At 37.8% G+C, this 13,762-nt stretch carries 14 protein-coding genes; all 14 read right to left on the minus strand.

Annotated features, from left to right (window positions below):
* Positions 1 to 15 precede the first annotated feature (15 nt).
* On the minus strand, positions 16 to 1,176 hold the full coding sequence (sucC, locus tag Q9306_RS05400; protein ID WP_306196079.1) for an ADP-forming succinate--CoA ligase subunit beta: 1,161 nt from the start codon (positions 1,174 to 1,176) through the stop codon (positions 16 to 18).
* A gap of 194 nt (positions 1,177 to 1,370) precedes the next feature.
* Positions 1,371 to 2,147, minus strand: coding sequence for a ribonuclease HII (gene rnhB / locus Q9306_RS05405; RefSeq protein ID WP_306196081.1), 777 nt, complete (start codon positions 2,145 to 2,147; stop codon positions 1,371 to 1,373).
* A gap of 166 nt (positions 2,148 to 2,313) precedes the next feature.
* Positions 2,314 to 3,177 carry a ribosome biogenesis GTPase YlqF gene (ylqF, locus tag Q9306_RS05410; protein WP_098916223.1) on the minus strand — a complete coding sequence of 288 codons (864 nt, stop codon included), beginning with the start codon at positions 3,175 to 3,177 and terminating at the stop codon, positions 2,314 to 2,316.
* Positions 3,178 to 3,199: 22 nt separating this feature from the next.
* On the minus strand, positions 3,200 to 3,751 hold the full coding sequence (lepB, locus tag Q9306_RS05415) for a signal peptidase I (RefSeq protein WP_306196087.1): 552 nt from the start codon (positions 3,749 to 3,751) through the stop codon (positions 3,200 to 3,202).
* A gap of 99 nt (positions 3,752 to 3,850) precedes the next feature.
* Positions 3,851 to 4,195: a 50S ribosomal protein L19 gene (gene rplS / locus Q9306_RS05420; RefSeq protein WP_098309676.1), complete on the minus strand. Its 345-nt coding sequence runs from the start codon at positions 4,193 to 4,195 to the stop codon at positions 3,851 to 3,853.
* Between the two features lie 141 nt (positions 4,196 to 4,336).
* Positions 4,337 to 5,071, minus strand: coding sequence for a tRNA (guanosine(37)-N1)-methyltransferase TrmD (trmD, locus tag Q9306_RS05425; RefSeq protein ID WP_306196090.1), 735 nt, complete (start codon positions 5,069 to 5,071; stop codon positions 4,337 to 4,339).
* Positions 5,071 to 5,586, minus strand: a complete 516-nt coding sequence (gene rimM / locus Q9306_RS05430) for a ribosome maturation factor RimM (protein ID WP_306196093.1) — start codon at positions 5,584 to 5,586, stop codon at positions 5,071 to 5,073. Before rimM ends, trmD begins: the two co-directional genes overlap by 1 nt.
* A 120-nt stretch (positions 5,587 to 5,706) precedes the next feature.
* The gene (locus Q9306_RS05435) at positions 5,707 to 5,934 is read right to left on the minus strand and encodes a KH domain-containing protein (protein ID WP_306196096.1); all 228 of its coding nucleotides are present in this window, start codon (positions 5,932 to 5,934) and stop codon (positions 5,707 to 5,709) included.
* A gap of 14 nt (positions 5,935 to 5,948) precedes the next feature.
* On the minus strand, positions 5,949 to 6,221 hold the full coding sequence (gene rpsP, locus Q9306_RS05440) for a 30S ribosomal protein S16 (RefSeq protein ID WP_306196098.1): 273 nt from the start codon (positions 6,219 to 6,221) through the stop codon (positions 5,949 to 5,951).
* Positions 6,222 to 6,322: 101 nt separating this feature from the next.
* Positions 6,323 to 7,672, minus strand: a complete 1,350-nt coding sequence (ffh, locus tag Q9306_RS05445; RefSeq protein ID WP_306196100.1) for a signal recognition particle protein — start codon at positions 7,670 to 7,672, stop codon at positions 6,323 to 6,325.
* Positions 7,673 to 7,684: 12 nt separating this feature from the next.
* Positions 7,685 to 8,017 (minus strand): putative DNA-binding protein, encoded by a 333-nt coding sequence (locus Q9306_RS05450; RefSeq protein WP_098916231.1) that lies wholly within the window; start codon positions 8,015 to 8,017, stop codon positions 7,685 to 7,687.
* A gap of 337 nt (positions 8,018 to 8,354) precedes the next feature.
* Positions 8,355 to 9,344 carry a signal recognition particle-docking protein FtsY gene (gene ftsY, locus Q9306_RS05455; RefSeq protein ID WP_306196103.1) on the minus strand — a complete coding sequence of 330 codons (990 nt, stop codon included), beginning with the start codon at positions 9,342 to 9,344 and terminating at the stop codon, positions 8,355 to 8,357.
* Between the two features lie 15 nt (positions 9,345 to 9,359).
* Positions 9,360 to 12,929, minus strand: a complete 3,570-nt coding sequence (gene smc / locus Q9306_RS05460) for a chromosome segregation protein SMC (protein WP_306196105.1) — start codon at positions 12,927 to 12,929, stop codon at positions 9,360 to 9,362.
* 55 nt (positions 12,930 to 12,984) lie between these two features.
* Positions 12,985 to 13,722 (minus strand): ribonuclease III, encoded by a 738-nt coding sequence (gene rnc, locus Q9306_RS05465; RefSeq protein WP_306196107.1) that lies wholly within the window; start codon positions 13,720 to 13,722, stop codon positions 12,985 to 12,987.
* Between the last annotated feature and the right edge of the window lie 40 nt (positions 13,723 to 13,762).

Consider the following 13,762-nt stretch of genomic DNA (forward strand, 5'->3'; position numbering starts at 1 on the left):
CTCCCCCGCTTTCTATTAGCCTACTAGTGAAACAATTTTTTGTGCACCGTCTGCCATAGATTCTGCTGCAACAATATTTAAACCAGATTCATTTAAAATTTTCTTTCCTAGTTCTACATTTGTACCTTCTAATCGAACAACTAGCGGTAATTCAAGACCTACTTGTTTTGTCGCTTCGATAACACCCTCTGCAATTACATCACATTTCATAATACCGCCAAAAATGTTAACGAAAATACCTTTTACATTTTTATCAGAAAGAATAATTTTGAAAGCTTCTGTAACTTTTTCTGCTGTCGCACCGCCACCAACATCTAAGAAGTTAGCTGGGTCACCGCTATAATGTTTAATAATATCCATCGTTGCCATTGCAAGTCCTGCACCATTTACCATACAACCAATGTTTCCATCTAATGAAATATAGTTCAGGTCATATTTAGAAGCTTCAACTTCTTTCGGATCTTCTTCATCAAGATCACGAAGCTCTAAAATGTCTTTATGACGATATAAAGCGTTAGAATCGAAGTTTAATTTTGCATCTAACGCCATAACTTTTCCGTCACCTGTTGTAACAAGCGGGTTAATTTCTGCGATAGAACAATCTTTTTCAACAAACGCACGGTATAAGCCCATCATAAACTTTACAGCTTGGCCAACAAGTTTGCTTGGAATATTGATATTAAACGCAATACGACGCGCCTGGAAGCCTTGTAGACCTACTGCAGGATCAATATATTCTTTAAAGATCTTTTCTGGTGTTCTCTCTGCTACTTCCTCAATTTCTGTGCCGCCTTCTTCAGACGCCATTAACACAACTTGAGAAGTCGCGCGATCTAACACAAGACCAATATAATATTCTTTTTTGATGTCGCATCCTTCTTCGATAAGTAAGCGCTTTACTTCTTTACCTTCAGGACCTGTTTGATGAGTTACAAGTGTTTTCCCTAGAATTTCTTCTGCATATGTACGAACTTCTTCTAAATTTTTCGCTACTTTTACACCGCCGGCTTTGCCGCGTCCGCCAGCATGAATTTGCGCTTTTACTACACATACACTTGTTCCTAATTCTTTCGCTGCTTCTACAGCTTCTTCTACTGTAAAGGCAACCTTCCCGTTCGGAACGTTTACCCCATAGTTTCTAAGGACTTCTTTACCCTGATACTCGTGGATATTCATGGTCCCATCCTCCCCTATTTTCCTGTTTTACTCGAAAAGTTTTTTTAATGTTTTTAAAATACTACATTGTCATTGTATAAAATGATTGGCACGCTGTCTACAATAAAGTGTCAGAAAACTGAAATCGCTTTATTCTTTTTGGAAAATAATAATGTTAATATACGAAAATAAAAAATAAGCTGTGAATTCACAACTTATTTTTCAATCATATCTTTAATGGGGGCAAACGTTTTTCGGTGTTCCTCTAACACGCCATACGTTTCAATCGCTTGTAAATGTTGTTTCGTTCCATACCCCATATGTTGATCAAATCCATACTGCGGATATCGTTTTCCAAGTTCCTTCATCATGCGATCTCTCGTAACTTTCGCAATAATAGACGCAGCTGAAATCGAAATACTTTTCGCATCCCCCTTAATTATAGACGTCTGCGGGATAGAAACATTAAGTTCCATTGCATCAATTAGCAAATGCTCTGGTTCGCATGATAAATTACTTACAGCCTCTAACATCGCTTGTTTCGTTGCTTGATAAATATTTATTTGATCAATAACGTGAGATGGAATAATTCCAACCCCAATTGCTAACGCCTGTTCTTTAATTCCATCATAAAACAGCTCACGCTTTGCCTCACTTAGTTTTTTCGAGTCATTCAAACCAGGCATATAGAAATCTTCCGGAAGCACAACAGCCGCCGCAACAACAGGTCCTGCTAATGGTCCTCTTCCGACTTCATCAATGCCAGCAATGGATACAGTCCCCTTTTGACGAAGTACATTCTCATACTTGGACATCTCAGTGAATTTTTGTCTTTCTTTTTCTTTATCATCTTTCTGTTTTTTCCATTTTGAAATCAGTCTTTGTACACCTTTTCGCTCGTCTGCTAATAATATCCGAAAACGCTCATCGTCTTCTCGTTCAATTCCTTGCAATAAAACGTCAATTGCTTGAATTGTTTGTTTTTTAGACATACGTAGTTCCTCCTACAAGTAAGAAAAGGCGCGCAATAGCGTGCCTTTTCTCTCCCATTTTACAATAGCAAGCCTTTTCTTTTCATCCGAAAAAATGTAAGACGCTAGGCTAAAATAACTACCAGTAAAATTCATCGAATGCAATGAACGAAATAGAAGTATCACTCTATGCTTCTTCTACGATTTCTTCTGGCGTTTCAAATGTCATTTTCCCAAGTTTACCACCGCGAAGCTCACGAAGAACAAGTTCTGATGTTTTATCATAATCAACAAGTCCTCCACCCATTAAACAGCCTCTGTTTTTTCCAATCGCATCAAATAGTTCTACAATATCTTCTGGAATTTCATTTAATTTATAACGATCTTTCAAACGTTCTGGATACTGTTTCTCCATAAAGCGAAGGGCATACACAGCCACATCTTGCAAATTTAAAATAGAATCTTTAATTGCTCCAGTCGTCGCAAGACGAAGTCCAACCATTTCATCCTCAAATTTTGGCCATAAAATACCAGGAGTATCAAGTAGTTCCATTTCTTTCCCTACTTTAATCCATTGCTGCGCCGTTGTTACACCTGGACGATCGCCCGTTTTTGCAATATTTTTCTTCGCTAATTTATTAATTAATGTCGATTTTCCAACGTTCGGAATCCCAACAATTAAAGCACGAATTGCTCTTGGTTTAATACCTTTTGCAATCATTTTATCAAATTTTTCTTTAACAAGTTCTTTACAAGCTGCTGTAATTTCTTTCATACCTTGTCCAGCTTGCGCGTTGATAGAGATTGCTTTATGACCTTGTTCTCCAAAATAAGCAATCCATTCTTTTGTTACACGATCATCTGCCATATCAGCTTTATTTAAAACAACAAGTCTTGGCTTGTGTGTAATAATTTCATCAATCATTGGATTTCGTGATGATAATGGCAACCTTGCATCAACAAGTTCAATTACCACATCGATTAATTTTAATTTCTCTGTTACTTGGCGCCTTGCTTTAGCCATATGACCAGGAAACCATTGAATTACCATACTTCCACCTTCTTTTCTACATTCATTTTACAATACGTGCATCTTCGAATGGCCAATACAATATATTAGCTTTTCCAATTACTTGGTCTATTGAAATTGTTCCAATTGTACGACTATCCTTACTAAAACGGCGATTATCTCCTAATACAAATAATTCTCCCTTTGGAACTGTTGTCTTCCCTGTAATTTCTTCAAGCTTAAAATCATACGTTAATGGACCATCAGCAAGCTGCTTTTTCTGCTTATCTAAATACGGCTCCTCATACGGCTTTCCGTTAATATAGAGTGTGTCGTTTCGATATTCTATCTGATCACCAGGCAAACCAATGATACGTTTAATGTAATCTTTATCTTCTGTCGCTTGAAACACTATGATATCAAAGCGTTTTGGTTCTCCAATGTGATAACCTATTTTATTAACAATCATACGATCACGATCATGAAGAGTCGGTGACATAGATACACCATCTACAAGAATCGGCGCAAAGAAAAACTGTCTAATAATCCAAGCTAAGACAACAGCAATCAGAATAGCTTTTGTCCATTCCCAAAGCGTACTTTTTTGTTTCGTCATGCAATTCCCCTCCACGGTTATGTAAGCTGTTTGAATGTAAGTAAAAACACAGCTAGATTGGAAAAAGGGAGCTTGCAAATACAAGCTCCCATACATGTCTTATCGAATTTCTTTAATACGTGCTTTTTTACCGCGAAGGTTGCGTAAGTAGTATAACTTAGCACGACGTACTTTACCACGGCGAAGTACTTCAATTTTCGCGATTCTTGGCGTGTGAACTGGGAATGTACGTTCAACACCTACACCGTAAGAAATCTTACGAACTGTGAATGTTTCGCTAATTCCGCCACCACGACGTTTAATTACAACACCTTCAAAAATCTGAATTCTCTCACGAGTACCCTCTACTACTTTTACGTGTACACGTAAAGTGTCACCAGGACGGAATGAAGGTAAATCAGTTTTTAATTGATTTTTTGTAATGTCTGCGATTAATTGTTGCATATTCAATTCTCTCCTTCCAAACAGATGCTCATACAAAGTCATTTCATAAATTGCAGCGGAACACCGTTGTTAACGGCTACTCTCTATAAGTAGCACAAGTGTTATAATAGCATATTGCTCAGTTTGTTGCAATAGCATTTTTTACTTCTCTTCTTTAAATTCTGCTAACCATTTTTCCTCTTCTTTAGATAAACTACGGTCCTCTAATAAATCAGGGCGACGCATTAAGGTACGGCGCAGTGATTCTTTACGACGCCATTCTTCAATATATTTATGATTTCCAGACAGAAGTACATCCGGTACTTTCATTCCACGAAAATCCGCCGGTCTTGTATAATGCGGATGTTCTAGTAAGCCTGTACTAAATGAATCTTCTATTTGTGATTGTTGATTTCCTAAAACGTCAGGTAATAAGCGGACAACACTATCTGTAATAACCATAGATGCCAATTCTCCGCCTGTTAATACATAATCACCAATTGAAATTTCATCGGTTACAAGGTGCTCACGAACACGCTCATCATACCCTTCATAATGACCACAAATGAAAATTAGATGTTCTTCTTCAGCTAATTCTTCAGCTTTCTTTTGTGTAAAACGCTCCCCTTGCGGACACATTAGTACAACGCGTGGTTTACGCTCCGTTTCCTTCGTTAACTCTTCTACAGCATCAAAAATAGGCTGTGGTGTTAATACCATTCCAGCTCCCCCGCCGTATGGGTAATCATCCACACTATTATGTTTATTCGTTGAATATTCACGGAAATTAACAACACTTAGCTGCACCGCTTCTTTTTCTTGTGCTTTTTTTAATATAGAAGAACCAAAGACACCTGTAAACATTTCTGGAAACAGTGTTAAAATATCAATTTTCATTACAGTAATCCTTCCATTACATGAATGGTCACAAGCTGTTCATTGATATTTACTTGTAAGACAACTTCTTCAATATACGGAATTAAAATATCCTGGCCTTTTGGCTGTTTAATGACCCAAACGTCGTTTGCACCCGGAGAAAGAATTTCCTTAATTGTACCAATCGTCTCTCCGTCTTCTGTAACAACTGTACAGCCGATAATTTCGTGATAATAATACTCTCCTTCAGCCAATTCTCCACGCTGATCTTCTGGCACTTTTAATAAAGAACCTTTCAACCCTTCTACTTCATTGACATTGTTATACCCTTCGAAAGTCAATAAGTCAAAAGACTTATGTCTACGATGAGAAGTAATCTTTACAGCTAATGGCTCAGCATCTTTCTCTTGCCATATGTATAATGTGTTTCCTACTTTATAACGCTCTTCTGGAAAATCTGTACGTGAAACAACACGAACCTCACCTCTAACACCGTGAGTATTTACAATTTTCCCTACATTAAACCATTTCGTCATAAACAGCACGTCACCCCTGTTCGCTATATGTCGTTAGCATCTCCATTCTTTTTGCTGAAGATGCGATTTATCTCAAAATGTTAAAAAAGGGTGAGGAACAGATCCTCGCCCTTTTTGTACTTATTGAATTTCCAGCGTAACCTTTTCATTTTCATGATGTCCCGCTGCATATAAGATCGTTCGAATTGCCTTTGCAACTCGCCCTTGTTTCCCAATGACTTTACCCACATCCTCAGGATGTACGGTTAATCGATACTTCATCTCTCCGTTGTACAGTTCGTGTGTAACCTTTACATCTTCAGGATGATCCACAAGGGGTTTAACAATTGTTTCGATTAACCCTGACATAGCCATTGCCTTGATTACTTACCTTGTTTAGCTAAATGGAATTTCTCCATGATGCCTTGCTTAGAGAAAAGATTGCGAACTGTATCAGATGGTTTCGCACCATTTCCTAACCATTTTAATGCTGATTCTTCGTTGATTTTAACTTCAGCTGGAACAGCAACTGGGTTGTAAGTTCCGATTTCCTCGATGAAACGTCCGTCACGAGGAGAACGAGAATCTGCAACAACTACACGATAGAAAGGAGATTTTTTAGATCCCATACGTTTTAAACGAATTTTAACTGCCATTTATAAAGCACCTCCGAATATATTTCACACAGATAATAATATTAGCAAAAAGAGTGTCCCTTTGTAAAGTATTTTTTCTTAACAGAGCCATCTTTTTTTCCTTACATAAATGGAAACTTCAAACCACCTAGTCCTTTTTTCTTACCTTTTTGCATACCAGACATCGTTTTCATCATCTTTTTCATATCTTCAAATTGCTTCAAAAGACGATTGATCTCTTGTACAGTTGTACCACTACCTTTAGCAATACGTTTCTTACGACTAGCGTTAATCATTTCCGGTTGTTCACGCTCTAATTTCGTCATTGAGCGAATAATCGCTTCAATGTGTCCAATTTGCTTTTCATCAACTTGGACATTTTTTAATCCTTTAATTTTCCCAGCACCAGGAAGCATGTTTAATAGCTCATCAAGTGGTCCTAATTGACGCACTTGTCCTAGTTGCTCTAGAAAATCATCCAACGTAAAGGAAAGTGTGCGCATTTTCTGTTCAAGTTCTCTTGCTTTTTCTTCATCAACAGTCGCTTGCGCTTTTTCAATTAACGTCAGAACATCACCCATACCTAAAATACGCGATGCCATACGTTCTGGATGGAACGCCTCTATCGCATCTAATTTCTCACCCATACCGGCAAACTTAATCGGTGTATTCGTAACTGCTTTAATAGATAGTGCCGCACCTCCGCGCGTATCACCATCTAACTTCGTTAATACCACACCTGTTAAACCTAGCTGCTCATGAAAACTTTGTGCAACGTTAACCGCATCTTGTCCTGTCATTGCATCAACAACAAGGAAAATCTCGTCCGGCTTTGCTACTTCTTTCACTTGCGCTAGTTCATCCATAAGCTCTTCATCGATATGTAGACGACCTGCTGTATCAATAAGAACGTAATCATGGTGATCTTCTTTTGCTTTTGCAATTGCTTGTTTTGCAATCTCAACAGGACTTACTTTGTCTCCTAAAGAGAACACTGGCATATCCAACTGTTTACCGAGTGTTTCAAGCTGCTTAATTGCCGCTGGACGATAAATATCAGCTGCAACAAGCATCGGTTTCCGATTATGCTTTTTACGAAGTAAATTTGCAAGCTTACCTGTCGTCGTCGTTTTACCTGCCCCTTGCAAGCCTACCATCATAATAACAGTCGGCGGTCGGTTAGAGACAGCGATTTTGCTCTGTTCTCCGCCCATTAGCTCAGTAAGTTCTTCCTGTACTACTTTGATGACTTGTTGTCCAGGCGTTAAACTTCTCATTACATCCTGGCCGACAGCACGTTCAGACACACGCTTTACAAAATCTTTTACTACTTTAAAGTTAACGTCTGCTTCTAAAAGCGCAAGACGAACTTCTCTCATCATTTCTTTTACGTCGGCTTCGGATACTTTCCCTTTGCCGCGAATTTTTTGCATTGTCTGTTGAAGTCGGTCGGCTAATCCTTCAAATGCCATATTGCCGCCCTCCTAATCTAAATTTTCGATAGCTTCAACAACTTGTTTTACTTGTTCATCTACATGCTCTTCTTCGCTGATTAGCTGCTTTAACTTTGCAACAAGTTGCTGCCGTTCTTGAAACTTTTGAAGTAATAATAACTTTTCTTCATATTCTTCAAGCATCGCTTCTGTCCGTTTAATATTATCATACACTGCTTGGCGACTTACTTCAAATTCTTCTGCAATTTCCCCAAGCGATAGATCATCAAGATAGTAAAGTGACATATAACTTCTTTGTTTTGGCGTTAACAACGATTGATAAAAATCATACAAATAATTCATTCTCGTCGTTTTTTCGAGCATGTTGAATCACCCTTTGTTAAGTAAATTACCTTTACATGAATTAGTTTACATGGAGAGCAAAGGTGTGTCAAGTTTTTTTCTTAACATCTTAATTTATCCTACTATTCGTGGGCAGTAATACCCCCACTGTTTAAAGTTTCACTTTATATTCAAAAAGAAGAAGCGGTAAACACCGCTCCTTCTTTTTCTACATATATTTTAAGCTCTTGCACGCGGTAAGAAAGAACCCTGATCGCTTGAGTGAATACTCTCGCTCACTTAAAACGAAAAGGATTTTTGTGTTAGTTTTGAATTTGTATTTCTACAGATAAAAACTAACACGAATCAAACCTTCACTTTATTCTACTTCTGTTTCTACAAAGTCGCCAAATAATCCATATACATATTGTTCTGGGTCAAATGCTTGCAAGTCATCCATTTGTTCTCCCAGACCAACAAATTTCACCGGTACATCCATCTCATTACGAATCGCTAATACAATTCCACCTTTAGCAGTTCCGTCCAATTTCGTTAAGACAATTCCCGTTACATTTGTCGCCTCGCGGAATGTCTTCGCTTGGCTTAAACCATTTTGCCCTGTTGTTGCATCAATAACAAGCAATACTTCATGAGGAGCTCCAGGAACTTCACGTTCGATTACACGTTTTACTTTCTCTAACTCTTTCATTAAGTTGACTTTATTTTGCAAACGACCTGCCGTATCACATAACAAAACATCAACTTTTCGCGATTTTGCAGCTTGAATTGCATCATACATAACTGCTGCTGGATCAGAACCAGATCCTTGTTTAATTACATCTACACCAACACGTTCTCCCCATACTTCTAGCTGCTCAATTGCACCAGCACGGAATGTATCGCCAGCTGCTAATAATACAGATTTGCCGTCCGTTTTAAATTTATGGGCCATTTTTCCAATCGTTGTTGTTTTTCCAACACCGTTTACTCCAACAAATAAAATAACTGTCAATGCGTTTTCTTGTACATTTAATTCATTATTAAAATTTCCGTTACCTTTATAAATCTCAACTAATTTTTCAGAGATAACAGCTTGCACTTCTTTTGGGTCTTGAATATTACGACGCTTCACTTCATCTCTTAATTGGTCAATTAACTCCATTACTACGGACACACCCACATCCGCACCAATTAAAATTTCCTCTAACTCTTCGAAGAACTCTTCGTCAACTTTACGATAACGATATACTAAATCATTTACTTTTTCTGCAAAAGAGTTTCTCGTTTTCTCTAAACCTTGTTTAAACTTTTCTGTTACCGTATCTGTTTGCTTCGAAATCTTTTCTTTTAATTTTTTAAAAAAACTCATTCTTTCCCATCCTTCCTATTTGCTCGTAACAAGCTCTTCGCCATCATCTAAACGAACGGAAACTAGCTTGGACACACCGGACTCTTGCATCGTCACACCATACAATACATCAGATTCTTCCATCGTGCCCTTTCGATGCGTAATAACGATAAATTGCGTTTCATTACTAAATCTTTTCAAATACTGCGCAAAACGAGCAACGTTTGCCTCATCTAACGCTGCTTCAACTTCATCCAGCACACAAAACGGTACAGGACGAACTTTTAAAATACCAAATAGCAACGCAATAGCCGTCAATGCTCGTTCGCCTCCAGAAAGAAGACCTAAATTTTGCAACTTTTTCCCTGGTGGTTGTGCAACAATATCAATTCCTGTATTTAATAAATCTTTCGGGTTTGTCATAACCAAGTCTGCACGCCCACCGCCAAATAATTCACTAAATACTTGCTGGAATTCTGTACGAATTGCTTGGAACGTATATGAAAAACGCTTTTTCATTTCTTCATCCATCTCGTCAATTACTTGATGCAGCGTTGTTTTTGCCTCTTGCAAATCATCCCGTTGCTCTAATAAGAACGTATGACGCTCAGATACGCGCTCAAATTCATCAATAGCACCTATATTTACTGTACCGAGTTCTTCAATGGATAGTTTAATTAATTTTACTTTTTTACGAGCTTCCTCGCTAGATATCGTCAACGTATACTTTTGTTTCGCAGCTTCAAAAGAAATCGTATACGTTTCCCGTAAGTGTTGCAAGCGATTTTCTAACTCCACGTCTAAACGATTAATTTTCACTTCTTGATCTTTTAATACATCTAGTAAGTATTTATATCTGCGTTTCGCTTCTTTTACCTCTAACTCTAGATGTTCTAACTGCCCTTGTAAATCAAGACGTTGTTCACGGCGTGAGCTAATTAATTCCACAGTTTGATTTCTATCGTGTGTTTTCTTTTCAATCATACTTGTAATTTGCTCTTCACCGCTAGAATTCGATGTCATTTCTTGTTTTAAGAATGCTAAATCTTCTTTTGTCTTTATAAGATTCTTTTTCGTTTCATCTCGTTCTTTCGTAAGGCGTTCCACTGTTTCTTTTTGGTTTGATAATCGTTGATGCTTTTCAGCCGCCTGTACTTTTAACTCCGTAATCTCTTTCTGAACTTTTTCCTTCGAAGAATGCTGCTCGTTCTTTTGTTTTGTTAACTCTGTAATCGTCACGTCCAGTTCCGTAATTTCCCCTTGCAGCTCAGTAAGCGTTTCTTCTAACTCAGTTTTTCGCCCTTGTATCTTTGCTTGATCTTGCAAAAATCCTTCTAGCTCTAAATCATAAATCGATAAACGCTCATTAATGCGATGTTCTTCTAGCTCTAACTGATTCATTTCTTCTTTGTACTTTTGTTCATCTACACGCTTTTCATCGATATTTAGTCGCAGTTCCTTCAACTTCACTTCTTTTTCTTGTATTTCTTGTTTTAACGCTTTAACAAAGTTCTCAAGCTTCTTAGTCTTTTCTTCCATATCTGTCAACTTTTCATTCCACTCTTCCAATTCTCGTTGACGTCCTAATAAAGAAGAATTTGTTTGCTTCACAGCACCGCCTGTCATCGAACCACCAGGATTCACAAGATCCCCTTCTAATGTAACAATACGATAACGATACTGCAGCTGTTTCGCTAATTCATTTGCACCTTTTAAATCATGGGCAACTATTACTGTACCTAATAAATTTGTAATTACATTTTCATATTTATTATCGTATTGTACAAGCTCCGAAGCTATCCCTATAAATGACGAATGCTGACTTATCATGCGAAGTTGCTCTATATTAAGCGCTCGGCCCTTAATAACACTTTGCGGTAAAAAGGTCGCACGACCATGACGGTTTTGCTTTAAAAATGTAATAGCTCGGCGTGCGTGTTCTTCTGTTTGTACAACCACATGTTGCATTGCTGCCCCAAGTGCGATTTCCATCGCTACCTCATATTTTTTCGGTACAGTAAGAAGCTCTGCAACCGCCCCTTCAATACCATGCAACTGGCTATCACGCGCTTTTAACACTTCACGGACACCTTGGTAAAATCCAGAATAATCTTCTTGCATTTCTTCAAGCATTTCTTTTCGAGAACGAGCTTGCTGAACATATTGATATGCTTGATACAATTTTGTCTCATTTTCACTATATTGATCTTTACATTTTCCAAGCGCAGTTTCTGTTTGCTGCATGCTTGACAACAAATTTGTAATTTGTTCTTTTATATGTTCATATTTTTCAACGAAAGTTGATTTTTTCTGTGCAATGCCAATTCGCATCTGCACATATTTTTCATTTTCTTCGTCAAGACGCTGATTTTTAAAATCTCGCTGTTTAAATTGTTCCTCTAACATAGAAAGTTCATTTCGATAGCTTGCCTGTTGATTTAAAAGTTCAATATAATCCCCTTTTAAATTCTCAATTTTCTCATCTAAATTTTGTTCATATGTAGACAACAATCGTTCGCTATCATGCAATTTCTGCTCTAGCTCTTTCACATGACTTGCTAATTCCATCAATTCTTCTGTTCCTTGCAGGGCACTTCCTTCATATACAGAAACCTTTTCTGTTAATTCATGAATAGTTGCTTCTAACTGCGCGCAATGCGCGGTTGCATTGTTCTTTCTTTCTTTCAACAGTTCACGTTGCCCTTCTAACTTTTCAAGTTCTTTACTAGAAAGAAGAAGAACTTCTTGTAAAGATTGAATAGACTCATCAATAGCTTGTACATTCCCACGTATTTCTTCTAAATCTGCTTCATCTTTTTGAAGATGTGTCGATACCTTCACTTCTTCATCTTTATTATGTTTAAATTGCTCACGAAGCGCTTCCCATTTTTCATGTAATTCTTCAATTTCATACACAATTAATGCCGCTTCAACTTTTTCCAGTTCATCTTTTTTCTCAAGATAATCTTTTGCAATAGAAGCTTGTCTTTCAAGAGGTTCAATTTGTGTACTTAATTCATGAATAATATCTTCTACACGATTTAAATTATCCTGCGTCTCCGCTAATTTCCCTTCCGCTTTCTTCTTGCGAATTTTATATTTCAATACACCGGCCGCTTCTTCAAAAACACTACGGCGATCCTCTGCTTTGCTGCTTAAAATTTCTTCCACTTTCCCCTGACTGATAATAGAAAACGCTTCACGTCCCATACCTGAGTCCATGAATAAATCAACGATATCTTTTAAACGACAAGATTGTTTATTAATAAGAAAATCACTGTCTCCAGAACGATATACTCGCCTCGTTACACTTACTTCGTTATATTCAATTGGTAGGCGCTGATCTTCATTATTTAATGTTAATGTGACTTCTGCAATATTTAATGCTTTACGTGTATCACTGCCCGAAAAAATAATGTCTTCCATTTTCGCACCGCGAAGCGATTTCACAGATTGTTCACCAAGCACCCAACGAATTGCATCTGTAATATTACTCTTCCCACTTCCGTTTGGCCCTACCACAGACGTTACACCTGGTACAAAGTCAATCGACACACGTTCTGCAAAAGATTTAAATCCTACTATTTCTAACCGTTTTAAAAACACGAAAGGCCTTCCCCCTTTATGCACAAGGAATCCCCCTAGGTATAAGGGGGATTCGCTATAAGTGCTCTTTTAATTTTTCTAACGCTTCTTGGGCAGCATGCTGTTCTGCCTCTTTCTTAGACTTCCCACTTCCAAGACCTAATGATTCGCCATTTAATGTAACGCGCGATACAAATTCTCGATTATGAGCCGGTCCTTTTTCTTGCAGAATTTGATATTCTATATTCCCGCTACCATCACGCTGAATTAACTCTTGTAGTTGACTTTTAAAATCCATCACATGAGAAAAAGCACCTTCATTAATTTTCGGATAAACAACTGTTTTTAGAAATCCCCATACCTTTTCCAAACCTTGGTCGAGGTAAAGCGCGCCAACAAATGCTTCAAAGACATCCGCTAATAATGCTGGACGTTCACGCCCCCCTGTCATTTCCTCTCCCTTTCCTAAAAGGACAAGATTTCCAAATAATAGTTCATTTGCAAAGCGAACGAGAGAAGGTTCACATACAATAGCAGCGCGAAGTTTTGTTAATTCGCCCTCACTCATTGTCGGATATTTTTGAAACAAGTATTGCGAAACTGTCAATTCTAATACCGCATCTCCAAGAAATTCAAGACGCTCGTTATCTTCATGTGGCTTTTTTCGATGCTCATTCACATACGATGAATGCGTAAATGCTTGGATCAACAACTTTTCATTTGTAAATGTAATACCTATTTTCTCTTGAAACTTTTTAAAAGCCTCTCGATATTTAGTTTCATGCTTCTTATCTCTATACTTTCTGTACGGCATAGGTCCCTCCAGGTATATATGCTGAGAAAGCCCCGTATAT

It is taken from the genome of Bacillus multifaciens, assembly GCF_030756675.1.
Lineage (GTDB): Bacteria > Bacillota > Bacilli > Bacillales > Bacillaceae_G > Bacillus_A > Bacillus_A multifaciens.

Excerpts from the sequence above, each read along its gene's own strand:
- lepB (WP_306196087.1), bottom strand. The coding sequence starts at position 3,751 with ATGACGAAACAAAAAAGTACGCTTTGGGAATGGACAAAAGCTATTCTG.
- Q9306_RS05435 (WP_306196096.1), bottom strand. The coding sequence starts at position 5,934 with ATGTCAGGGTTAATCGAAACAATTGTTAAACCCCTTGTGGATCATCCT.
- rpsP (WP_306196098.1), bottom strand. The coding sequence starts at position 6,221 with ATGGCAGTTAAAATTCGTTTAAAACGTATGGGATCTAAAAAATCTCCT.
- sucC (WP_306196079.1), bottom strand. The coding sequence starts at position 1,176 with ATGAATATCCACGAGTATCAGGGTAAAGAAGTCCTTAGAAACTATGGG.
- rnhB (WP_306196081.1), bottom strand. The coding sequence starts at position 2,147 with ATGTCTAAAAAACAAACAATTCAAGCAATTGACGTTTTATTGCAAGGA.
- ffh (WP_306196100.1), bottom strand. The coding sequence starts at position 7,672 with ATGGCATTTGAAGGATTAGCCGACCGACTTCAACAGACAATGCAAAAA.
- Q9306_RS05450 (WP_098916231.1), bottom strand. The coding sequence starts at position 8,017 with ATGCTCGAAAAAACGACGAGAATGAATTATTTGTATGATTTTTATCAA.
- rplS (WP_098309676.1), bottom strand. The coding sequence starts at position 4,195 with ATGCAACAATTAATCGCAGACATTACAAAAAATCAATTAAAAACTGAT.
- ftsY (WP_306196103.1), bottom strand. The coding sequence starts at position 9,344 with ATGAGTTTTTTTAAAAAATTAAAAGAAAAGATTTCGAAGCAAACAGAT.
- ylqF (WP_098916223.1), bottom strand. The coding sequence starts at position 3,177 with ATGGTAATTCAATGGTTTCCTGGTCATATGGCTAAAGCAAGGCGCCAA.
- rimM (WP_306196093.1), bottom strand. The coding sequence starts at position 5,586 with ATGACGAAATGGTTTAATGTAGGGAAAATTGTAAATACTCACGGTGTT.
- trmD (WP_306196090.1), bottom strand. The coding sequence starts at position 5,071 with ATGAAAATTGATATTTTAACACTGTTTCCAGAAATGTTTACAGGTGTC.
- rnc (WP_306196107.1), bottom strand. The coding sequence starts at position 13,722 with ATGCCGTACAGAAAGTATAGAGATAAGAAGCATGAAACTAAATATCGA.